The 22,406-nt window shown below is 70.3% G+C and carries 19 protein-coding genes; 11 read left to right on the forward strand and 8 right to left on the reverse strand.

What is annotated here, in order from left to right:
* Positions 1 to 135 precede the first annotated feature (135 nt).
* From ilvA to ACFWVV_RS13605, 3 genes are all read left to right on the forward strand, one after another.
* Positions 136 to 1,359, forward strand: coding sequence for a threonine ammonia-lyase (gene ilvA / locus ACFWVV_RS13595; RefSeq protein WP_384351484.1), 1,224 nt, complete (start codon positions 136 to 138; stop codon positions 1,357 to 1,359).
* Between the two features lie 132 nt (positions 1,360 to 1,491).
* Positions 1,492 to 2,490, forward strand: coding sequence for an ATP-binding cassette domain-containing protein (locus ACFWVV_RS13600; protein ID WP_384351481.1), 999 nt, complete (start codon positions 1,492 to 1,494; stop codon positions 2,488 to 2,490).
* Positions 2,487 to 3,350 carry an ABC transporter permease gene (locus ACFWVV_RS13605; protein ID WP_384351478.1) on the forward strand — a complete coding sequence of 288 codons (864 nt, stop codon included), beginning with the start codon at positions 2,487 to 2,489 and terminating at the stop codon, positions 3,348 to 3,350. The genes ACFWVV_RS13600 and ACFWVV_RS13605 overlap by 4 nt, the downstream gene beginning before the upstream one ends.
* Positions 3,351 to 3,435: 85 nt before the next feature.
* Here ACFWVV_RS13605 and greA read toward each other — a convergent pair whose 3' ends face one another.
* Both greA and ACFWVV_RS13615 read right to left on the reverse strand, forming a co-directional pair.
* A complete protein-coding gene (gene greA / locus ACFWVV_RS13610; RefSeq protein WP_384351475.1) occupies positions 3,436 to 3,933 on the reverse strand; it encodes a transcription elongation factor GreA in 498 nt (165 codons plus the stop codon).
* Between the two features lie 360 nt (positions 3,934 to 4,293).
* Positions 4,294 to 4,719 (reverse strand): DUF4307 domain-containing protein, encoded by a 426-nt coding sequence (locus ACFWVV_RS13615; RefSeq protein WP_384351472.1) that lies wholly within the window; start codon positions 4,717 to 4,719, stop codon positions 4,294 to 4,296.
* Between the two features lie 122 nt (positions 4,720 to 4,841).
* On the opposite strand from ACFWVV_RS13615, the gene mca reads away from it, so the two are divergent.
* The 4 genes from mca to ACFWVV_RS13635 all read left to right on the forward strand — a co-directional run bounded on the left by mca (position 4,842) and on the right by ACFWVV_RS13635 (position 10,387).
* The gene (mca, locus tag ACFWVV_RS13620) at positions 4,842 to 5,723 is read left to right on the forward strand and encodes a mycothiol conjugate amidase Mca (protein ID WP_384351469.1); all 882 of its coding nucleotides are present in this window, start codon (positions 4,842 to 4,844) and stop codon (positions 5,721 to 5,723) included.
* Positions 5,716 to 6,060 (forward strand): hypothetical protein, encoded by a 345-nt coding sequence (locus ACFWVV_RS13625; RefSeq protein WP_384351466.1) that lies wholly within the window; start codon positions 5,716 to 5,718, stop codon positions 6,058 to 6,060. Before mca ends, ACFWVV_RS13625 begins: the two co-directional genes overlap by 8 nt.
* Before the next feature lie 668 nt (positions 6,061 to 6,728).
* Positions 6,729 to 8,222, forward strand: a complete 1,494-nt coding sequence (locus ACFWVV_RS13630; protein WP_384422693.1) for a recombinase family protein — start codon at positions 6,729 to 6,731, stop codon at positions 8,220 to 8,222.
* Between the two features lie 131 nt (positions 8,223 to 8,353).
* The gene (locus ACFWVV_RS13635; RefSeq protein ID WP_384351460.1) at positions 8,354 to 10,387 is read left to right on the forward strand and encodes a thioredoxin domain-containing protein; all 2,034 of its coding nucleotides are present in this window, start codon (positions 8,354 to 8,356) and stop codon (positions 10,385 to 10,387) included.
* 163 nt (positions 10,388 to 10,550) lie between these two features.
* Here ACFWVV_RS13635 and ACFWVV_RS13640 read toward each other — a convergent pair whose 3' ends face one another.
* Positions 10,551 to 11,198 (reverse strand): TetR family transcriptional regulator, encoded by a 648-nt coding sequence (locus ACFWVV_RS13640; protein WP_384351458.1) that lies wholly within the window; start codon positions 11,196 to 11,198, stop codon positions 10,551 to 10,553.
* 331 nt (positions 11,199 to 11,529) lie between these two features.
* Positions 11,530 to 12,210 carry a hemolysin III family protein gene (locus ACFWVV_RS13645; protein ID WP_384351455.1) on the reverse strand — a complete coding sequence of 227 codons (681 nt, stop codon included), beginning with the start codon at positions 12,208 to 12,210 and terminating at the stop codon, positions 11,530 to 11,532.
* Positions 12,211 to 12,459: 249 nt separating this feature from the next.
* Here ACFWVV_RS13645 and ACFWVV_RS13650 point away from each other — a divergent pair, with 249 nt between their 5' ends.
* Positions 12,460 to 14,295 (forward strand): phosphoenolpyruvate carboxykinase (GTP), encoded by a 1,836-nt coding sequence (locus tag ACFWVV_RS13650; RefSeq protein ID WP_384351453.1) that lies wholly within the window; start codon positions 12,460 to 12,462, stop codon positions 14,293 to 14,295.
* A gap of 554 nt (positions 14,296 to 14,849) precedes the next feature.
* Here the strand turns inward: ACFWVV_RS13650 and ACFWVV_RS13655 are convergent.
* From ACFWVV_RS13655 to ACFWVV_RS13670, 4 genes are all read right to left on the reverse strand, one after another.
* Entirely contained in the window at positions 14,850 to 15,233 is a 384-nt protein-coding gene (locus tag ACFWVV_RS13655; protein WP_384351450.1) for a hypothetical protein, read from the reverse strand.
* A 188-nt stretch (positions 15,234 to 15,421) separates the two neighbouring features.
* Complete coding sequence (locus tag ACFWVV_RS13660; RefSeq protein WP_384351447.1) at positions 15,422 to 16,633, reverse strand: pyridoxal phosphate-dependent aminotransferase; 1,212 nt, start codon at positions 16,631 to 16,633, stop codon at positions 15,422 to 15,424.
* A 246-nt stretch (positions 16,634 to 16,879) separates the two neighbouring features.
* On the reverse strand, positions 16,880 to 18,487 hold the full coding sequence (locus tag ACFWVV_RS13665; protein WP_384351444.1) for an amidohydrolase family protein: 1,608 nt from the start codon (positions 18,485 to 18,487) through the stop codon (positions 16,880 to 16,882).
* 16 nt (positions 18,488 to 18,503) lie between these two features.
* Positions 18,504 to 19,874: an alanine racemase gene (locus tag ACFWVV_RS13670; RefSeq protein ID WP_384351442.1), complete on the reverse strand. Its 1,371-nt coding sequence runs from the start codon at positions 19,872 to 19,874 to the stop codon at positions 18,504 to 18,506.
* Between the two features lie 145 nt (positions 19,875 to 20,019).
* Here ACFWVV_RS13670 and ACFWVV_RS13675 point away from each other — a divergent pair, with 145 nt between their 5' ends.
* Genes ACFWVV_RS13675 through ACFWVV_RS13685 form a run of 3 tightly spaced genes read left to right on the forward strand, consistent with a single transcriptional unit; the run spans position 20,020 to position 22,327 of the window.
* Entirely contained in the window at positions 20,020 to 21,096 is a 1,077-nt protein-coding gene (locus ACFWVV_RS13675; protein WP_384351578.1) for a sugar kinase, read from the forward strand.
* The gene (locus ACFWVV_RS13680) at positions 21,093 to 21,917 is read left to right on the forward strand and encodes an IclR family transcriptional regulator (RefSeq protein ID WP_384351439.1); all 825 of its coding nucleotides are present in this window, start codon (positions 21,093 to 21,095) and stop codon (positions 21,915 to 21,917) included. Before ACFWVV_RS13675 ends, ACFWVV_RS13680 begins: the two co-directional genes overlap by 4 nt.
* Positions 21,914 to 22,327 carry a RidA family protein gene (locus ACFWVV_RS13685; protein ID WP_384351436.1) on the forward strand — a complete coding sequence of 138 codons (414 nt, stop codon included), beginning with the start codon at positions 21,914 to 21,916 and terminating at the stop codon, positions 22,325 to 22,327. Before ACFWVV_RS13680 ends, ACFWVV_RS13685 begins: the two co-directional genes overlap by 4 nt.
* The last annotated feature ends 79 nt before the right edge of the window (positions 22,328 to 22,406 follow it).

Genomic DNA, 22,406 nt, shown 5'->3' on the forward strand with positions numbered 1-22,406 from the left:
CGCGACCGGCCCCGAAGGACCGGGCCAGGACCGCGCATCCGCGCCTGACGTGCACGTTCGCCGTCCGGGCGGGGCCCGGCGCCGGGCCCGGCGCCGACAGGAGTGCACCCCGCGCTCCCTGCCAGACTGGCGGCCATGAACTACCGCTTCCCCGCCCCCGCCCTGATCCTGGACGACATCCGGGGTGCCCAGAAGATGCTCGCCGGGGTGGCCAGGTGCACGCCCATGGAGGGCAGCCGCCACCTCACCCGCCTGGTCGGCGCCCCCGTCCACCTCAAGTGCGAGAACCTCCAGCGCACCGGCTCCTTCAAGCTGCGCGGGGCCTACATCCGGATCGCCGGGCTCTCCCCCGAGGAGCGTGCCGCCGGAGTGGTGGCGGCCAGCGCGGGCAACCACGCCCAGGGCGTCGCGCTCGCGTCCTCGCTGCTGGGCGTGCGCTCCACGGTGTTCATGCCGGTCGGCGCACCGCTGCCGAAGGTCGCGGCCACCCGCGAGTACGGCGCCGAGGTGAGGCTGCACGGACAGGTCGTCGACGAGACGCTGGCCGCCGCGCAGGAGTACGCACGGCAGACCGGTGCGGTCTTCATCCACCCCTTCGACCACCCCGACATCATCGCCGGGCAGGGCACGGTCGGCCTGGAGATCCTGGAGCAGTGCCCCGAGGCGGCGACCCTCGTCGTCGGAGTGGGCGGCGGCGGGCTCGCGGCCGGTATCGCGGTCGCGGTCAAGGCGCTGCGGCCCGACGTGCGGATCGTCGGCGTGCAGGCGGAGGGCGCGGCCGCCTACCCGCCGTCGCTGGCCGCCGGGCACCCCACCACCCTGGACACGCTCCAGACGATGGCCGACGGGATCAAGGTGGGCCGGCCCGGCGACGTGCCGTTCGCGCTCGTCGCGGAGCTCGTCGACGAGGTGCGGACGGTGAGCGAGGACGAGCTGTCCTCGGCGCTGCTGCTGTGCCTGGAGCGGGCCAAGCTGGTGGTGGAACCGGCGGGGGCGAGTCCGGTGGCGGCGCTGCTGAGCCGGCCGGAGTCGTTCGAGGGGCCGGTGGTGGCGGTGCTGTCGGGCGGAAACGTCGATCCGCTTCTGATGCAGCGCACTTTGCGGCACGGAATGGCCGCCGCGGGTCGTTATCTGTCGCTCCGGTTGCGCTTGACGGACCGTCCAGGGGCGCTCGCGAATCTTCTCGGGGTGTTGTCAGTGGTGGACGCTAACGTCGTGGACGTGAGTCACGGACGGACCGACCCGCGGCTCGGACTCACGGAAGTGGAGGTCGAGTTGCAGCTGGAGACGAAGGGGCCCAAGCACTGCGCCGAGGTGCGGGAGGCACTGAAGCACGCGGGATATCTGGTCGTGGCGTAGCCCTGGAAAACCCTTCTCCAGACGCGATGTATCGCGTTATGGTGTGTCTCGCGCATTCGCTTCGCCGGGCGCCCGCCGCCGGGCAAACCTAAAATTCGCGTAGGAACCCACCCACCAACTGGGGGAACCCTTATGCCAGGCGCCATCTACGCCGAGGGTCTGGTCAAGACCTTCGGCAACGTAAAGGCTCTGGACGGCGTCGATCTCGATGTCCCCGAAGGCACCGTCCTCGGCCTGCTCGGTCCCAACGGAGCGGGCAAGACGACCACCGTCCGGGTGCTCACCACCCTGCTCCAGCCCGACAGCGGCAAGGCGGTCGTCGCGGGCATCGACGTGCTCAGGCATCCCAACGAAGTACGCCGCTCGATCGGCCTGTCCGGTCAGTTCGCCGCCGTCGACGAATACCTGACCGGCCGCGAGAACCTCCAGATGGTCGGCAGGCTCTACCAGATGCCCGCCAAGGCGGCCAAGATCCGCGCGGCCGAGCTCCTGGACCGCTTCAACCTGGCCGACGCGGCGGACCGCCCCGCCAAGACGTACTCCGGCGGCATGCGCCGCCGCCTCGACCTCGCGGCCGCCCTCGTGGTCTCCCCGCCGGTCATGTTCATGGACGAGCCGACCACCGGCCTCGACCCCCGCAACCGCCAGCAGCTCTGGGAGGTCATCCAGGACCTGGTGGCCGGCGGCACCACCCTCCTCCTCACCACCCAGTACCTGGAGGAGGCCGACCACCTCGCCCACGACATCTGCGTCATCGACCACGGCAAGGTCATCGCCCGAGGTACGTCCGACCAGCTCAAGGCCCGCACCGGTGGCGAGCGCATCGAGGTCGTGGTCCACGAGCGCGAACACATCGCGCTCGCCGACGACGTCCTGCACGGCTTCGGCAAGGGCGCCACCAAGGTCGAGGAGCACACCCGCAAGCTGACCGTCCCGGTCACCGGCGGCGCCAAGCTCCTCGCCGAGGTCATCCGCGAACTCGACGCCCGCGGCGTGGAGATCGACGACATCGGACTGCGCCGTCCCACCCTCGACGACGTGTTCATCTCCCTGACGGGACACGCGGCACAGGCCGACGAGACGGAGGGCGCGACCCAGGACGCGACGCCGCGAGAGGTGGCCAAGAAGTGAGCATCGTTGCGGAACGCACCCAGGCCCCGCCGCCCAAGGGAGCCCTCACCCAGTCGGTCACCGACTCGCTGGTGGTCGCCAAGCGCAATCTGATCCGGATGATGCGCATCCCCGAGATGATCATCTTCGGACTGATCCAGCCGATCATGTTCGTGGTGCTCTTCACGTATGTCTTCGGCGGTTCGATCAACATCCCCGGGGCCCCGCCCGGCAGCGCCCAGGCCTACAAGGACTTCCTGATGGCGGGCATCTTCGCGCAGACGGTCACCTTCGCGACGGCCGGCGCGGGGGCCGGTATCGCCGACGACATGCACAAGGGCCTCATCGACCGCTTCCGGTCACTGCCGATGGCCCGCGGCGCGGTCCTCACCGGCCGCACCCTGGCCGACCTGGTGCAGACCGCGCTCACCCTCGTCGTGCTGGCGGTGGTGGCTCTGCTGATCGGCTGGCGCACCAGCGAGGCGATCCCGAAGGTGCTGGCCGGCTTCGCCCTGCTGCTCCTGCTCGGGTACGCGTTCTCGTGGATCGGCGCGCTGATCGGACTCTCGGTCCGCACCCCCGAGGCGGCCACCTCGGGCGGGCTGATCTGGCTCTTCCCGCTGACGTTCATCTCGAACGCCTTCGTGCCGGTCGACGGAATGCCGTCCTTCCTCCAGCACGTCGCTGAGTGGAACCCGTTCAGCGCCACCGTGCAGGCGGCCCGCGAGCTGTTCGGCAACACCATCGAAGGCAGGCCCGTGTCGGTCACCGGGGCCTGGCCCATGGAACATCCGGTCCTGGCGTCCCTGATCTGGTCGGTCGTGATCATCCTGGTCTTCCGGACGCTCGCCGTCCGCAAGTACCGCTCGGCGACGGCCTGACCGCAGGCGCAGAACGAGAAGCGGGGATGCCCCCGGCCGCCAGTGGCGGCCGGGGGCATCCCCGTACGGTACGGGTCCGGGTGGCTCAGCCCTGGTAGGGCGTCGCCTCCAGAATGCGGACCATGGCCTTCTTGCCGTTCGGCAGTTCGTACTCGGCGTCCTCGCCGACCTTCTTGCCGATCACGCCGGTACCCAGCGGGGACTGCGGCGAGTACGTCTCGATGTCCGAGCTGGGGTACTCGCGGGAGGCGAGCAGGAAGGTCATCGTGTCGCTCTCGTCACCGTCGAAGGCGATCTTCACGACCATGCCGGGAGCCGCCTCACCGCTGGTGGTGGGGGCCTCGCCGACCTTGGCGCGCTCCAGGAGCTGCTTCAGCTGGCGGATGCGGAGCTCCTGCTTGCCCTGCTCCTCCTTGGCCGCGTGGTACCCGCCGTTCTCACGGAGGTCGCCCTCCTCACGGGCCGCCGCGATCTTCGCAGTGATCTCACCGCGCGCCGGACCCGACAGGTACTCCAGCTCTTCCACGAGCTTGTTGTACGACTCCTGGGTCAGCCAGGTGACGTCGTCGCTGGTCTGGGTCACAGGTGCTCCTCGAAGTTACGGATAACAAAGCATCGCCCTACCCCAGAAGGATGTGCCTCCACGGGCGGGCGAAACCACGAGCCTAACAATTCGATGCCCTCAGGGGGAGGAGTAAAACTGTCAGAACGGTATCAATGCAGGTCAGAGGCCGATCATGGGCGCGTGCGCCGGGGGTGCCAGCGGCGCCGGAAGGGCCGGAAGGCCGCTCCTGGGAGCGGCGGGGGCCGTGCGACCGCAGGGGGCATGCGGCCGCGCGGGTCCGTACGGCCAGGGGTCCGTACGCCGGCGGGGGGCCGTACGGTCGCAGGGGGCGTGCGGCGGCGGGGTCCTTGCGGCGGCGGAGACCCACGGCCGCAGGGGCTACCGGCTGTCCTCGGTGCAGCTCAGCAGCTCCGCGCTGGTCGCCTTCGCCGTCGTACGGATCGAGTAGATCTCGTCGATCCGGCTCGTGCCCTTCGCCGTGATCCGCACGTCCTTGCGCCCGACCTCCGCGCCGCTCTCGGCGAGCGCCCGCACCGTGCACGTCCCGGTGGCGTCGGCGTCCTTGCGGATCTCCAGGTGCACCCGCACCTCGGTCTGCGAGGAATTCAGGTCGAACTTGATCATCTCGGCGCTGATGACCTGCTTCGAGACGTACCCGTACCCGATCCAGCCGATCACCAGGAGCAGCAGCACTCCCAGGACCATGCCGATGATCTTCAGCTTGCGGTCCGCGCTCTCGTCGGCGGAACGGCCGTAGCGTCCTTCGGGGGTGGCGCCGGGAGCTCCGTCACGTACCGCGTTCATGCTGTGATCCTCCGGCTGTGCACAGGGTTCAGGAATATTTCCCGCCCCCGGTTCGGTCACTATAGGAGTCGCACTTTGCGCCGCAGACACCGAGGGCGCCCGGATCACCGAGGATCGAGATCTTGACTGAGCAGCTGCGCTTGATGGCCGTGCACGCCCACCCCGACGACGAGTCGAGCAAGGGTGCGGCCACCATGGCGAAGTACGTGTCCGAGGGGGTGGACGTCCATGTCGTGACCTGCACGGGCGGGGAACGCGGCTCCATCCTCAATCCGAAGCTCCAGGGCGACAAGTACATCGAGGAGCACATCCACGAGGTACGGGCCAAGGAGATGGCCGAGGCCCGCGAGATCCTCGGGGTCAAGCAGGAGTGGCTCGGCTTCGTCGACTCCGGGCTGCCCGAGGGGGACCCGCTGCCGCCGCTGCCCGAGGGCTGCTTCGCGCTGGAGGACGTCCAGGAGGCGGCCGGCCGTCTGGTGAAGTCGATCCGTGCCTTCCGTCCGCAGGTCGTCACGACGTACGACGAGAACGGCGGCTATCCGCACCCCGACCACATCATGACCCACAAGATCACGATGGTGGCCTTCGACGGCGCGGGCGACCCGGCGGCCTTCCCCGAGGACGAGTTCGGCCCGGTCTGGCAGCCGCTCAAGCTCTACTACAACCAGGGCTTCAACAAGCCCCGCACGGTCGCCCTGCACGAGGCGCTGCTGGCGCGCGGCCTGGAGTCGCCGTACGGGGAGTGGCTGGAGCGCTGGAAGGAGTTCGAGCGCGAGGAGCGGACGCTGACCACCTTCGTACCGTGCTCCGAGTTCTTCGAGATCCGCGACAAGGCGCTCATCGCGCACGCCACGCAGATCGACCCGGACGGCGGCTGGTTCCGGATCCCGATGGAGATCCAGCAGGAGGTCTGGCCGACCGAGGAGTACGAGCTCGCGAAGGCTCTGGTGCCGACTTCCCTCCCCGAGAGCGACCTCTTCGCGGGCATCCGCGACAATGCCTAGTGTGAACGTTTCCCTGGCAATGACTCACTTGGTCCCGCTCGCCGCCGACGACAAGTTCGACAAGAACAAGGTGACCCCGGGCATCCTCGGGTTCCTGGTGTTCGCGGCGCTGGCGGTCGGGGTGTGGGCGCTGATGAAGTCGATGAACCGGCACATGGGCAAGGTCTCCTTCGAGGAGGCCCCGGACCCGGACGCGGTGCCGGCGGAGGGCGAGAAGGCCTTGGCGGCGGCCGGCTCCAAGGCCCCGACGGCCAAGGCCCCCTCGGACCCCGAACCCGGCACCCGTCCGGGCTCAGCCGCCGGGCCCGGCCCGGAGGGCCCCGGCAAGAGCGACTGACGGCCCGGCGGCAGCCCGGGCGCGGCGCGTGATCGCGGGCTCCGGCCGTGAAAGGCCGGAGCCAGGACCTTGTGCGCCCCGCGCCCGCCTACTTTCGGGCGTGCGCCCCAGCTACGGGCGCCCCGGGTCGCACGCCATCAGCGAAAGCGTCAGGCGGTGGCCCGTGCTCCGCCGGAGCCTGCGGCTTCCGCGCCCCGAGCACCCGCGTCTGCTCGGCTGTGCCGAGCTTCCCGCGGGACAGGTGTGGGCGTTCGTTGGCAACGCACCTCATCAGCAGTTCAGCACGGCACAGCAGGAGACGATGTCGGCGAAGGCCCTCCAGATGGCCTGCGACACCTGCGAGGAGATGGCCCGCGGCGGCATCTACGAACAGCTCGGCCGCGGTTTCACCCGCTACTCGTGCACCACACATGGCTCGTCCCGCACTTTAGGAAATCAGCTGTTCCAGACCCGTCACTTCCCTACCCTTTTCTTGAGAACAGAGGGGGATTGTGATGCGCGAGGATCACGCGACGCTCGTCGGGCTGGGGCTCAGCCCTGAGGAAATGGAAACCCTGGGGTTGGACAGGCCGGCGACTGGGGACCCGTCCGGCCTCATGGATGCCTACTTGCGACGCAGCAGCAAGAAGTAGGACCTGGCCACGCTGCGGGGGCATCTGCGAGACGTGGTGTGCCGGGCACGGGCAAATGGGGTTCAGATCCGGCACGTCTGGTGTGAGCAACTCTCGGCTTCCAAGACTTACGTACGGCGAAGGGAGTTCGAGAAGGCCCCACAAGCGATCATGGACGGCAAGTCCAAGACGCTCGGTGTGTGGAAGACGGACCGCTTCGACCGGCGCGGTATGGGGGCCGTGGGCCGGATGCTCGACGAGTTCGACCGCCGGAAATCGCGGCTCATCTCGGTATCGGAAGGGCTGGACTCGTCGCAGGGCGGCCGCATGGTTTTCGCGATCCTGAGCGAACGCGCCAGGGAAGAGGCGAAGGACATGGCGAAGCGCGTGAAGATCGGCCATGACTCGCACAAGGCGGAAGGCCGACGAGGAACGGGCAGGCCACCGTTCGGTCTCTTCAGCGCACCCGGAAGCGGCAAGGTAGAGCCCCATCCCGATGAGTACGGCACTGCTCGCAGGCTGGCGGATCTCCTGCTCGGCAAGAAGACGACAAAGGACACGGCCCACCGCCTCAATGAGGAGGGTCACCGGACCCGGAGCGGCGCCACCTGGTCGCCCACGGCGGTGAGCAAGCTGGCTCAGTCCCCGCTCTTCGCGGGCATGGTCCCGATCCGGCGACGCAGGACGGATGAGCACGGCAACCCCTTGGACAGTTGGGAGGGGTACGGCCAGCCCTTGCGCAATGAGAAGGGCGAAGTAGTCATGTGCGGCAAGGGGGTTGTCACGCCGGGCGAATGGTTCCAGATCAAGGCCCTCATCGCCGGACGAACCGATGAGCGGTGGGCGAAGGGAAAGCCGGAAGCGAAGTACCTGGGAACAGGGAGCTACCGATGCGGACGGCTGCGAGACAAGACGGGCAGCGGTGAGCTCGAACCGTGTGGTGGCTCGATGAGCCACCGCGGTGGACGGTACCGGTGTGAGATCCGGCAGACGCGGGGCAAGTCGATCTGCGACGGCGTGGTGACCCTCGCCGACCGGATCGACCACGCGGTGGGACAGGCGTGGATCCACCACGTGACGGGCCTTGCGCCGGACGACCCGGTGGCCATGGAGATGGCCCGCCGGTGGCTCGCCTTCGCGGACCCCGAAACGCAGGCGAAGAAGGCAGAGGCACAGAAGGCCCTTGTGGCCGCCCACCAGCGTGTGAGGAAGCTCGAAGACGACTTCTACGTGTACGGGAAGATGGACGAAGACCGCTTCGAGGAGCTGAGCGAAGGGCAGCGCGCCGTTATCGAGAGCACCGCGGCGACCCTTGCGGCGCTGGACGCGGAGGCAGACCACTCTTCCCTCACCCAGATCGGCGCCCTGCGCGAGGTATGGGAAGCGGCGGACATGGTGGACAAGCGGATGCTCCTGAAGAGCGCCCTTGGGAAGAAGGGCATCACCGTCAAGCCCGCAGTACGGCAGGGGGATCACACCCCGATCTTGGAACGGCTGGAGTTCGACTGGCTTTCGAAGGAGGACACGATCACCGGATCGCCTGCGAGATAGGTCCCGTTCCTGTGTGTCCCCGGTGTAAGGCGGACTGCTCTACGGGCACGGAGCCGGCTCTCTTTCCCCCGTTGGTTCGTCGGCCCTGTGGCGTAGGGGCGGGGCGCAGGCAGGTGCGCGAGGATGGGGGCATGTCCAACCGACTCGCGCAGGCCGCATCCCCGTACCTCCTCCAGCACGCGGACAACCCCGTCGACTGGTGGCCATGGGAGGGGGAGGCGTTCGAAGAAGCCCGACGGCGTGGTGTTCCCGTGTTCCTGAGCGTCGGCTACAGCTCATGCCATTGGTGTCACGTCATGGCGCACGAGTCCTTCGAGGACCACGACATCGCTGCGTACATGAACGAGCATTTCGTCTCCGTCAAGGTCGACCGCGAGGAGCGCCCGGACGTCGATGCCGTCTACATGGAGGCAGTGCAGGCCGCCACCGGGCAGGGCGGCTGGCCCATGTCGGTTTTCATGACGCCGGACGGGGAGCCCTTCTACTTCGGAACGTACTTCCCGCCCGAGGCACGCCATGGCATGGCGTCCTTCCGTCAGGTGCTGGAAGGCGTGCACAACGCCTGGACGAGCCGACGGGACGAGGTGGGAGAAGTCGCGGGGAAGATCACTAAAGATCTTGCCGAGCGCGTGCTACATACCGGTGAAGTCGGGATGCCCTCCGAGGAGACCCAGGCGCTTGCGCTCCTCAAGTTGACTCGGGACATTGACCCCGCGAGCGGCTGGTTCAAAGGAGACACCAAGTTCCCGCCGTCGATGGTGATCGAGTTCCTGCTGCGCCACCATGCGCGGTCCGGTTCCGTAGCAGCGCTGGAGATGGCGGACGGGCTGTGCGGCGCGATGGCCTGTTCGAGCCTGTACGACCAGGTGGGAGGCGGATTTCACCGCTACGTGCTCACGCCGAAGGCAAATGGGCCTCTGGTACCGCACTTCGAGAAGATGCTCTATGACAACGCGCTGCTGTGCCGGGTGTACGCCCACCTGTGGCGCGCCACCGGGTCCGACCTCGCCCGGCGGGTCGCGCTGGAGACCGCCGACTTCCTGGTCAGGGAACTGCGCACCGGCGAGGGCGGATTCGCATCCGCACTGGACGCGGACAGCGACGACGGTACGGGCCGCCACGTGGAGGGTGCGTACTACGTGTGGACGCCCGCGCAGCTGCGGGAGGTGCTGGGCGAGGACGACGCGCGGCTGGCGGCGGCGTACTTCGGTGTGACGGAGGAGGGCACCTTCGAGGAGGGCTCCTCGGTGCTCCAGCTTCCGCAGAGCGACGGGGTGGTGGCCGACGCTGCCCGGATCGAGGGCATCCGTTCCCGGCTGCTTGCGGCCCGCGCGCAGCGCCCCGCGCCCGGCCGCGACGACAAGGTGGTGGCCGCCTGGAACGGTCTCGCCGTCGCCGCCCTCGCCGAGACCGGTGCCTACTTCGACCGCCCGGACCTGATCGAAAGGGCGACGGAGGCGGCGGACCTTCTCGTACGGGTCCACCTGGACGACCACGCCCGCCTCTCCCGCACCTCCAAGGACGGCCGGGCGGGGGCCAACGCGGGCGTGCTGGAGGACTACGCCGATGTGGCGGAGGGCTTCCTCGCCCTGGCATCGGTGACGGGGGAGGGCGCCTGGCTGGACTTCGCGGGTTTCCTCCTCGACCACGTGCTGATGCGCTTCACCGGCGAGAGCGGCACCCTCTTCGACACGGCGGACGACGCCGAGAAGCTCATCCGCCGGCCCCAGGACCCGACGGACAACGCCACTCCCTCGGGCTGGAGCGCGGCGGCCGGGGCGCTGCTCTCGTACGCCGCCCACACGGGCTCCGAGGCCCACCGGCAGGCGGCCGAGGGCGCACTGGGCGTGGTCGGGGCGCTCGGCCCGCGCGCCCCGCGCTTCATCGGCTGGGGGCTGGCGGGCGCCGAGGCGGCACTCGACGGCCCCCGGGAGATCGCCGTGGTCGGCACCCCCTCGGACCCGGCGGCACGCGCCCTGCACCGCACGGCCCTGCTGGGTACGGCTCCGGGCGCGGTGGTCGCCTTCGGTGCGCCGTCGTCCGGGGAGTTCCCCCTGCTGACGGACCGCCCGGCGGGGGCGTACGTCTGCCGCCACTTCGTGTGCGCGGCCCCGACGGCCGACCCGGCGGTCCTGGCGGAACAGGTGGGGGCAGCGGAGGCCTGAGCGGCTGGTGCCTGCGCGCCTGGTCCCGAGCGGACGGGGCGTAAGTGGACGAGGCGTAAGCGGCCGGGGCCCGGGCGGACGGGGCCTTCGGGCCTTCGGGCCTTCGCGGGCGGGCCCGAGCGGGCCGGTGCTTCCTTCGTGTCCTGCGTGCACAGGCGGGGACTCAGCCCCCGATCCGGGTGAGTCCCCGCTCGAAGGTGCGCAGCATGCGGTCGATGAGGTCCACCAGGTCGTCGCGCTGGCCCCGTTCCGCCCAGTACAGCGTGGTCTCCAGTACGGCCGCCAGCAGGCCGGTGGCGAAGATCCGGACCTCCAGTTCGCCCGCGTCCCTCCCGGTGCGCTCCGCGATCACGCGGCACAGCATCCGGCTGGTGGTGTGCACGCTCTCCACCATGCGGGCCCGTACCGCGGGCACCTCCAGCATCAGGCGGGTGCGCAGCAGCATCTCGTCCTGCTGTTCGTCGAGGGACTTGCGCATGGCCTCGGTCACCACGGCCCGTACCGACTCCAGCAGCGGCTCCCCGGCGGGCCGGTTCCGCAGGGCGCTCTCCAGTACCGGGTCGTACTCGTCGGTGAGGACGATGTCCTCCTTGACGGGGAAGTACCGCAGCACGGTGCTCGGCGAGACCTCCGCCTCCTCCGCGATCCGGTCGATGGTGAGGGCGTCCCAGCCCTCGGCGGCAACCAGTCGGAAGGTGGCCCGCCGGATCTCCAGACGGGTCTTGATCTTTTTGCGTTCGCGCAGGCCGGGGCGGGTGTGCGGGGTGCTGGGGGAGGTGTGCGGGGCGGCCATGGCGCCATTGTCTGCCATCTTCGCTGTCTGCCGTCTTCGCGCGGCTTTGATTGTCGGTGCGGCATGTCACGATGCGTGGGGGGTAGGCGAACTGTCCGTGAAATGACGGCAGATGTGCGGAGTGGCAGGGGGAAGGGGAGTCATGAGGAGACTCGTGAACGCGCTCACCGGGGCGGTGGCGGTCCTGTGCGTGCTGGGGTTCCTGCTCGGTGGGGCGGGGGCGGTGCTCGCGGTGGTGCTGATCGTGGTGGCGGCCGTGGCGTGGCAGGTGGCCGCGGCGTCGAGGCCGCGGCCACCGCGTCGTCAGGCCGGCCCCCGGCAGGGCCGGGGGCCGGGGGGATCGCGGGGGTCAGGACGAATAGGCCACCAGCGAGATCGCCGCGTAGTGCGCGGCGAACGCGGCAAGGGTCAGGGAATGGAACACCTCATGGAAGCCGAACCACTGCGGTGACGGGTTGGGCCGCTTGAGGCCGTAGATCACGCCGCCCGCGCTGTAGAGCAGCCCGCCCGCGACGACCAGCACCAGCACGGCGACACCGCCCTCGCGCAGGAAGTCGGGCAGGAAGAAGACGGCGGCCCAGCCCATCGCGATGTAGCAGGGGGTGTAGAGCCAGCGCGGGGCGCCGACCCAGAAGACCCGGAAGGCGATGCCCGCGCCGGCCGCTGCCCAGATCGCCCACAGCAGGGTGGTGCCGGTCGACGCGGGGAGCAGCAGCATGGTGAGCGGGGTGTAGGTGCCCGCGATGATCAGGAAGATGTTCGCGTGGTCCAGGCGGCGCAGGATCGCCTCGCCCATCGGGCCCCAGGTGCCCCGGTGGTAGACGGCGCTGACGCCGAAGAGCATGCACGCGGTCAGTACGAAGACGGTGCAGGCGATTTTGGCCCGGGTGGAGTCCGCGAGCACGATCAGCACGATGCCCGCGACCAGGACCGCCGGGAACATGCCGGCGTGCAGCCAGCCGCGCAGTTTCGGCTTGACCGGGGGCGGATCGATCTCGGTGACCTGATCGGGCACGGCATGCGACGTCATGCTTCGCATGCTACCTACGGGTCCGTAACTTCTGGCCGCGCGGGGCGATGAGTGGTGATGCTCACGTACGGGGCACTTGTCGGGAAGTGGCGATGCTCACGTGGGCGGCCCCCTGGACAGATGGGCGGATCGCACCGATGATCAAATGAGTGCGGTCGGCACCGGATGAGCGCCAGGGAACGAAGTGAAGCATCCGGGTCGCAGCCCCCACGGGGCAGAAACCAACACTTCCCTCGTTTAGGAGCAATCGTGGCGCGCGACATCGCGGCTCCCACCACCGTCCCGACCAGCCACCAGGAGCTCGTCTCCTGGGTGGACGAGATCGCAGCCCTCACCGAGCCCGACCGGATCGTCTGGTGCGACGGTTCCGAGGCCGAGTACGAGCGGCTCTGTGCGGAGCTCGTCGCCAAGGGCACGTTCAAGAAGCTCGACGAGATCAAGCGCCCGAACTCGTACTACGCCGCCTCCGACCCCTCCGACGTCGCACGCGTCGAGGACCGCACCTTCATCTGCTCCGAGAAGGAGGAGGACGCGGGCCCGACCAACCACTGGAAGGCCCCGGCCGAGATGCGGGAGCTGTTCCAGGGCAAGGACGGCAAGGAGGGCATCTTCCGCGGCTCGATGCGCGGCCGCACGATGTACGTCGTCCCGTTCTGCATGGGCCCGGTCGGCTCGCCGCTGTCCGCGATCGGTGTGGAGATCACCGACTCGGCGTACGTCGCCGTCTCGATGCGCACCATGACCCGCATGGGCCAGGCCGTCCTGGACGAGCTGGGCACCGACGGCTTCTTCGTCAAGGCCGTGCACACCCTGGGCGCCCCCCTCCAGGAGGGTGAGGCCGACGTCCCGTGGCCCTGCAACTCCACCAAGTACATCTCGCACTTCCCCGAGGACCGCGAGATCTGGTCCTACGGTTCGGGCTACGGCGGCAACGCCCTGCTCGGCAAGAAGTGCTACGCGCTGCGCATCGCGTCCGTCATGGCCCGCGACGAGGGCTGGCTGGCCGAGCACATGCTCATCCTCAAGCTCACGCCCCCGCAGGGCGAGGCGAAGTACGTCGCGGCAGCGTTCCCGTCCGCGTGCGGCAAGACCAACCTGGCCATGCTGGAGCCCACGATCTCCGGCTGGAACGTCGAGACCATCGGTGACGACATCGCCTGGATGCGGTTCGGCGAGGACGGCCGCCTCTACGCGATCAACCCCGAGGCCGGCTTCTTCGGCGTCGCGCCCGGCACCGGCGAGCACACCAACGCCAATGCCATGAAGACGATGTGGGGCAACTCCGTCTTCACCAACGTCGCGCTCACCGACGACAACGACGTGTGGTGGGAGGGCATGACCGAGGAGCCCCCGGCCCACCTCACGGACTGGAAGGGCAACGACTGGACCCCCGAGTCCGGCACCCCCGCCGCCCACCCCAACGCCCGGTTCACCGTCCCGGCCGGACAGTGCCCGATCATCGCGCCCGAGTGGGAGGACCCCAAGGGCGTGCCGATCTCGGCGATCCTCTTCGGTGGCCGCCGCGCCACCGCCGTCCCGCTGGTCACCGAGTCCTTCGACTGGCAGCACGGTGTCTTCCTCGGCGCGAACGTCGCCAGTGAGAAGACCGCCGCCGCCGAGGGCAAGGTCGGCGAGCTGCGCCGCGACCCGTTCGCCATGCTGCCGTTCTGCGGCTACAACATGGGCGACTACATGAACCACTGGGTCAAGGTCGGCGCCGACAAGCCCGACCAGTCCAAGCTCCCGAAGATCTACTACGTGAACTGGTTCCGCAAGAACGAGGCGGGCAAGTTCGTGTGGCCCGGCTTCGGCGAGAACAGCCGCGTCCTGAAGTGGATCGTCGAGCGCCTCGACGGCAAGGCCGACGGCGTCGAGACCCCGATCGGCATCCTGCCGACCAAGGAGTCCCTGGACACCGAAGGACTCGACCTCCCCGAGGCCGACCTCGACTTCCTGCTCACCGTGGACAAGGAAGCCTGGCGCGAGGAGGCCGCCCTGGTCCCCGAGCACCTCAACACCTTCGGTGACCACGCGCCCAAGGAGCTGTGGGACGAGTACCGCGCGCTGGTCAAGCGCCTGGGCTGAGCACAGCCCGTCGAATCGTGCCGGAGCCGGGCCTGTCCCCCGGCGCCGGCCACCCTCTCCCCTCCGGGTGCACGAACACCCGGAGGGGTGTGGAGAGCCGCAACTCGGATCGTCACGAATCCGCCCTGACCTGTGGGATCACCGGAACGAGCAGCGGCACGGCCCCCGAAGCCCCCTCACGGCATCGGGGGCCGCCTCTTTCCCCCACGCCTTACCCCCAGCCCCCTTGGGCGGTGGGGCCACCCGCACCCCTACCCCCTCAGCGCCCTTTGGCGGCGGGGCCGTCCACCCCCTACCCCCCCCGCCCCCTTGGGCGGCGGGGTCGCCCCCCGGGGGCGAGTGGGGTCTCCCCTGCTCGAGCGAAGCCGAGAGCTTGGGGAAGGGCGGGCAAGGGGGCGGCCCCCGGCGGAGCCGAACACCTCGCCCCCGCCCAGCCAAAGCACGCCCAGCCAAAGCCCGCCCAGCCCAAGCTCACGTCCCCCGCACCCCCCGCACCCCCCACGGAGTGGATGGCACCCGGCCCGCACACCTCCACGGGCGCGGACCGGGGCCGCTCAGGTCGCGGCGACCGGTGCCTCGGTCGCCGCGGAGTGCGCGTCCATCCGCTGCGCGGCCAGGATCGCCGCCGCGGTGTCCGCCCGGGACGCCGCCACCACCAGGGCACGCCCGGCCAGCGCGTGCGCGCGCCGGTGCAGCGAGGCGGGGGACTCGTGCCGACGCCCCGCGTGCCTGGCCGGCGGCGCCCCGCGCAGCCTGGCCACCTGGACGGCGATGCGGTCGGCCTCGCTGGCGAGGCCGAGTTCGTCCGTCACGGCGAGGAGCGCCGAGAGATGTCCGGCGAGCTGGATGTCCAGCTCCTCCTCGCGCGAGCGGTGCGGATAGCGCGCGTCGTCGTCGGCCAGGGAGTGCACCGACTTCGTGCGGATCGGTTCGTACATGACGGATGGCCTCCTGGCGTCGAGCGACAGGAGACCATCCTAGCTTAGATCGTGTCTAAAGTTGACTGCCGTAGAAGTTCGCGGTGGTCCGCAGAACGTTCCGGCGCCGGCACGGAAACGCTCCCAGACGCCGGCACGGAAACGCTTCCAGGCGCCGGCACGGAAGCGTTCCCGGGCGCCCCCGGAATTCAGTGCTGCCCGTACCCGTCCAGGAAGTTCCCGATCCGCGTCACCGCGTCCGCCAGGTCCTTCGCGTTCGGCAGCGTGACGATCCGGAAGTGGTCCGGCTCCGGCCAGTTGAAGCCGGTCCCGTGCACCACCATGATCTTCTCGGCCCGCAGCAGGTCGAGGACCATCTGCCGGTCGTCCTTGATCTTGTAGACGTTCGGGTCCAGCTTCGGGAAGAGGTACAGCGCCCCCTTCGGCTTCACGCAGGTCACGCCCGGGATCTGGGTGAGCAGGTCGTACGCCGTGTTCCGCTGCTCCAGGATCCGGCCGCCCGGCAGCACCAGGTCGTCGATGGACTGCCGCCCGCCGAGCGCGGTGGCCACCGCGTGCTGCGAGGGCATGTTGGCGCACAGCCGCATGTTGGCGAGGATCGTCAGCCCCTCGATGTACGAGGAGGCGTGCGCCTTCGGTCCGCAGACCGCCATCCAGCCGCTGCGGTACCCGGCCACCCGGTAGTTCTTGGACAGCCCGTTGAAGGTCAGCACCATCAGGTCGGGAGCGAGCGCCGCCGTCGGCGTGTGCGTCGCACCGTCGTACAGAATCCGGTCGTAGATCTCGTCCGAGCACACGATCAGGTTGTGCCGACGGGCGATCTCCGTCAGCCCCCGCAGCATCTCGTCGTCGTACACGGCGCCCGTGGGGTTGTTCGGGTTGATGATGACGAGGGCCTTGGTGCGGTCGGTGATCTTCCGCTCGATGTCCGCGAGGTCGGGCATCCAGTCGGACTGCTCGTCGCACCGGTAGTGCACCGCCGTACCGCCCGCGAGGGAGACCGAGGCGGTCCACAGCGGGTAGTCGGGGGCCGGGACGAGCACCTCGTCGCCGTCGTCGAGCAGCGCCTGCATCGACATCTGGATCAGCTCGGAGACACCGTTGCCAAGGTAAATGTCCTCGACGTCGAGGTCGATGCCCTTGGTCTGGTAGTGCTGCATCACCGCCCGCCGCGCGGACAGCAGTCCCTTCGCGTCCCCGTATCCGTGCGCGGTGCCGAGATTGCGGAGGATGTCCTCCAGGATCTCGGGCGGGCACTCGAACCCGAAGGCCGCCGGATTGCCCGTGTTCAGCTTGAGAATGCGGTGTCCGGCCGCCTCGAGCCGCATCGCCTCCTCAAGTACCGGTCCCCGGATTTCGTAACAGACGTTTGCGAGCTTCGTCGACTGGATCACCTGCATGACGGCGAGCTTACGGCCGTGTGTCGTGCACCGCCGGTGATTACGTGGGCGTTCCCTCCACCGGTACGGGAACCGCGCACTTGGCGTCTTCCATCGCAAAGCACACCCTCGCTCCGGCCCGCCCAAACGCAAGCGGGCCCCACCGGACGGCTGGGAAACCACCCGTCGGACCCCCGCCCGGGTGGCATACGTCACTCCTGCCGACGCACCGCCGCACCATGGGCCCCGGCGCCCCGGTCCCACGCCCTACGAGGCCCCCGTCCTCCGCACCGCCCGCCCCGCCAGTACATCCGTGCGCCGGCCGTCCTCGATGACGAACCGCCCGTCGATCAGTACGTGCGGAATGCCGGTCGGCAGGGTGCGCGGCGTCTCGAACGTGGACCCCGCCGCCACCGTCTCCGGGTCAAAGAGCACCAGGTCCGCCCGGTAGCCCTCGCGGACCAGACCCCGGTCGGCCAGCCGCAGCCTGGCGGCCGGCCGCGACGTCAGATGGGCGACGGTCTCCTCCAGCGAAAGGACCCCCAACTCCCGCGCGTAGCGGCCCAGGTACTGCGGGAAGGTGCCGTAGGCGCGCGGGTGCGGCTTGTAGCCCTGGAGGATGCCGTCGCTGCCGCCGGTGTGCACCCGGTGGCGCATGATGGCCCGCACGTTCTCCTCGTGGCCGACGTGCTGGAGGATCGTGGAGCCGAGCCGGTCGTTGATCAGCAGCCTGCGCGCCGTCGTCCACGGCGCCTCGCCGCGTGCCGCGGCGGAGGCCGCGATCGTCTTGCCGACGCAGCCCACCAGGCCCGGGTCGGCGACCCCGGAGATCTCGATGGTGTCCCACTCGATCGGCACCCCGTGGCAGCCGTCCGAGCCGATCACCTCCAGATGGTGACGGATCCGCTCGGCCGTCGCGTCGTCCCCGAGTCGCGCCAGTACCGCGTCCGGGCCGCCCTCACCGGCCCAGCTCGGCAGCATCGCGGCCAGCGTCGTACAGCCGGGGGTGTAGGGATACGTGTCCAGGCTGATGTCCGCACCGGCGGCGAGCGCGTCGTCCAGGAGGGCGAGCAGGTCGGGGGCCCTGCCCTTGTTCACGCCGAAGTTCATGGTGGCGTGTGCGAGGTGCAGGGCGCAGCCGGCGTTGCGGGTGAGCTCGACCATCTCCTCGTACGCTTCGAGCGCCCCCGCCCCGTACGAGCGGTGGTGCGGGCAGTAGTAGCCGTCGTACGAGGCGACGACGCGGCACAGTGCGGTGAGCTCGGCGTCGTCGGCGTACATGCCGGGCGTGTAGGTCAGCCCGGAGGACATGCCGACGGCGCCCTGTGCCATGCCCTCGGCGACGAGCTGCCGCATCCGGTCGAGCTGCTCGGGGGTGGCGGGTCTGTCGTCCCAGCCGACCGCGTACATCCGCACCGTCCCCTGCGGGATCAGGTACGCGGCGTTGACCGCGATGCCCTGCCCGCCGAAGTTGCGGTCGAGGCGGTCCAGGTACTCGCCGACCGTGCGCCAGTCGAAGTCGATGTCCGATCCTTCGCCGTTCCAGCCGGTGATCGCCGCGCGGACCGCCCCGAGGGTGCGGTCGTCGACGGGCGCGTACGAGAGGCCGTCCTGGCCGAGCACTTCCAGGGTGACGCCCTGGGCGGCCTTCGCACTGTGGTCCGGGTCGCGGAGCAGGGCGAGGTCGGAGTGGGCGTGCATGTCGATGAAGCCGGGGGCCAGGGCGAGCCCGTCGGCGTCCAGCACCCGGCGGGCACTCAGCCGTCTCTCGCGGCTGACGCAGACGATCCGGCCTTCGCTGATGCCGACGTCGGCGCGGAAGGAGTCGCCGCCCGAACCGTCGACGACCCGTGCGCCGCGTATCGCGAGATCCATGAGGAACGGCCCCTTCTCAGAAGAACGTACGGACGAAGTCGACGACGTGGCCGTCCGCGTCGACGACCGGGATCAGCTGCCACTTGTCGAAGATGGTGCACGGATGGGACATGCCGAGGCCGACCCAGTCGCCGACCTCCAGCCGGGCGCTCTCGTCGGTGGAGAGCCAGCCGTGCTGGTCGGAGAGGCCGGTGACGGTGATTCCGTCGGCCGGGCGGATGCTGCCGTCCCTGGCCGACCGTACGACCTGTGCCTCGGGGAGGTGGAGGTCGTGCGCCGCGTCGCGCTTGCCCGCGTTGACGAACGCCTGGTCCGGGGCGGGCCGCGACACCACCTGCGCCCACAGCCGGAACGCGGGCCGCAGTCCGCCTTCCTCGGGCACCCGGTTGAAGGGGGTCAGCTCCTTGTAGTGGCCGTCGTCGTGGGAGACGTACGCACCCGAACGCAGCAGCTTCAGGACGGGCCGGGACAACTCCCCGATCTCCGCGAAGACCTCGGCGACCGCGTCGAACCAGGCGCTGCCGCCCGCGCTCACCACGATCTCCTCCAGGTCCGCGGCGAACCGCCCCTCCCGGTCGAACTGCTCGGCCAGCGACACGAGTCGGCGCAGCCAGCCGCGTACCCGCTCGCCGTCCGCGCGCGGCACCTCGCCCTCGTAGCCGGCGACGCCCACCAGCCGCAGGGTCGCGGTGGCAGCCACCGCGTCGGCGACGGCCGCGCAGTCCGCCGGAGTACGGGCACCGGTGCGGGCGCCCTCGCCGGCGCCCAGCTCCACCACCACGTCGAGCGGTCGCGAGGCGCCCGCCGCCCGCAGTGCCTCGTCCATCAGTTCGGCGCCGCGCACCGAGTCGACGTACACGACGAGCCGGAAATCGGGGTCGGCGTCCAGTTCGCCCGCCATCCAGCGCAGGGCGGCGGCGTCGACGACCTCGTTGGCGAGGAAGATCCGCTGGATGCCGAAGGCCCGGTAGACCCGCGCCTGGTGCGGGACGGCGGCGGTGATCCCCCAGGCGCCGCGCTCCAGCTGGCGGGCGAAGAGCTGCGGGGACATGGAGGTCTTGCCGTGCGGGGCGAACGCCAGGGCGTGCCGCTGGGCGTACGTCTCCAGGAGCGCCAGGTTGTGGTCGAGGGCCTCGGCGGAGAGGGCAAGCAGGGGAGTGGTGAAGCCGCCGTCGAACAGGCTGCGGCGTTCGGCGGCCAGCTCGCCGACGGTGAGACCGGCGGCCTCGGCGTCCGGCGGGAGTCCCTTGAAGCGGTGGGTGACGCGTTCGCCGGCCAGCGCGGCGGTCCCGGCGTCCTGGGGGAGTTCCTTGGTGCGGTGGGTCGCGCTCTCGTCGGCGGGTGCGGTGGTCTCCCGCACGCCCGGTGTTCCCTGCTCGGCTGCCATGGGCGGACCTCTCCCTCCAAGGCGTTGCAAATTGTGCAACGTCCATTGCGTATATCGCTCACCGATGTCTAACATCCGAGCCGTGTCCGCACAACAGTCAGGTACCGGTACCCGCCCCGTCGACGTCGTCTGTCTCGGCGAGTCCATGGTCACCTTCCTCCCCTCCCGCCCGGGACGTCTCGCCGACGTGCCGTCCTACCGCCGCACCGTCGGCGGCGCCGAGTCCAACGTGGCCTGCGCGCTCGCCCGCCTGGGGCACCGCGCGAAGTGGGTCAGCCGGGTGGGCACGGACGGCTTCGGCACCCACCTCGTCGAGGCGATCGGCGCCCACGGCGTCGACGTCTCCTCCGTCGTCCGCGACCCCGCCCGCCCCACCGGCGTCTACTTCCGTACGGCCGACGACCGCGAGGACGCCGACCACGAGGTCGTCTACTACCGGGCCGGATCGGCCGCCTCCGCCATGTCCCCGGACACCGTCGCGCGCGACACCCTGTACGCGGCCCGGGTGCTGCACCTCTCCGGCATCACGGCGGCGCTCTCGGACGACTGCCTGGCCCTGATGCGGACCCTGTGCGCCCCGGACCCCGCCCGCCCGCTGCTCTCCTTCGACGTCAACTACCGCCCAGCACTGTGGGCCTCGGCGGCCGCCGACGCGTCGGTCCTGCTGGAGCTGGCCCGCCACGCGGACCTCGTCCTGGTCGGCGAGGACGAGGCCGCGGCGGCCTGGGGCGTACGCGGCGGCCCGCACGCGGTCCGCGAGGCACTGCCGGAGCCCGCCGTCCTGGTGGTCAAGCAGGGCGCGGCGGGTGCGACGGCATTCGTCAGGGGCGGCACCGGGGCCGCCACCCGGGGCCCGGACAGCAACCCGCCCGCCTTCGGGGACCCGCCCGGCACCCCGCACGCCTTCGGGGACCCGCCCGGCACCCCGGACGCCCAGTGCCAGCACGTTCCCGCCCCCGCCGTCGACGTGGTCGCCCCCGTCGGCGCCGGAGACGCCTTCGCCGCCGGGTTCCTCTCCGCCACCCTGCGCGGTCTCGACCTCACCGCACGGCTGCGGCACGGCCACCTCACGGCCGCCGCCGCCCTCACCGACCCCGGCGACGTCGCCGTACCCCCGGACCGGGCACACGCGGACGAACTGGCCGCACTCGCCCCCGACGCCTGGGAGAGACTTCGTCTCGGCCCCGGGTGGACCGGGCGTCACCAGGAGGTACGAGCATGAGTCAGACAGTCGACCGCGCGCTGAGCATCCTTCCGCTGCTCGCACAGGGGCCCGCCGACCTCGGCCAGGTCGCCGACCGGCTCGGTGTGCACAAGTCCACCGCGCTGCGCCTGCTGCGCACGCTGCACGAGCACGGCCTCGTGCACCGGCAGCAGGACCAGCGCTACCGGCTCGGCGCCCGGCTGTTCGCGCTCGCGCAGGAAGCCATGGAGAACCTGGACGTGCGCGACGTCGCCCACCCCTACCTCCAGGAGCTCAACGCCGAGTGCGGGCACACCGTCCACCTCGCCGTGCGCGAGGAGGGCGAGGTGCTCTACATCGACAAGGTGGAGAGCCGCTACCCGGTCCGGATGTACTCGCGGATCGGCAAGCCCGTCGCGATCACCGTCGCCGCGGTCGCCAAGCTCCTGCTCGCCGACCTCCCCGAACAGGAGCGGCGCGCCATCGCCGAGAAGCTCGACTACCCCCAGTACACCTCCCGCTCCACCCCCCACGCCGCCGCATTCCTCAAGGAACTGGCACTGGTGCGGGAACAGGGCTGGGCCACCGACCTCGGCGGCCACGAGGAGTCCATCAACTGCGTCGGCGCACCCATCCGGGGCGCCGACGGCAAGGCCGTCGCCGCGATGTCGGTGTCCGCACCGAACGTCGTCGTCACCCGGGAGGAACTCCTCACCCTCCTCCCGCTGGTCCGCCGCACGGCGGAGGCGATCAGCCGCGAGTACTCCGGTACCGGCGGCACCCCCACTGCCCCGACCACCCCCACTACCCCGACCACCCCCGCTGCCCCGAACACCCCTCACGCAAAGGCGAGTTCATGACCGACAAGCTCCAGAAGACCGCGATCGTCCCGGCCACCCACACCGCCCCGCCGGCGCGGTTCTCGCACGGCGTGCGCAAGGGCGGCATCCTCCAGGTCGCCGGTCAGGTCGGCTTCCTCCCCGCTGTCGAGGGCCAGCCCCCCACGCCCGCGGGCGCCACCCTGCGCGAGCAGACCCTGCAGACCTTCGCCAACGTCCAGGCCATCCTGGAGGAGGGCGGCGCGAGCTGGGAGGACGTGATGATGATGCGCGTCTACCTCACCGACACCGCCCACTTCGCCGAGCTGAACGAGCTCTACAACGAGTACTTCGCCGACCTCAAGGAAGCCCCCTCGGCCCGCACCACCGTCTACGTCGGCCTGCCCGCCGGCCTGCTCATCGAGATCGACGCCCTCGCAGTCCTGGGCTGAATCGAGAGCGAAGCCCTCGCCGTACACGGCTGAGCGGCCCCCCATCCCGGCTGATCGGCCCTCCCCTGCGTCTCCCCAC

It is taken from the genome of Streptomyces sp. NPDC058663, from assembly GCF_042716745.1.
GTDB lineage: Bacteria > Actinomycetota > Actinomycetes > Streptomycetales > Streptomycetaceae > Streptomyces.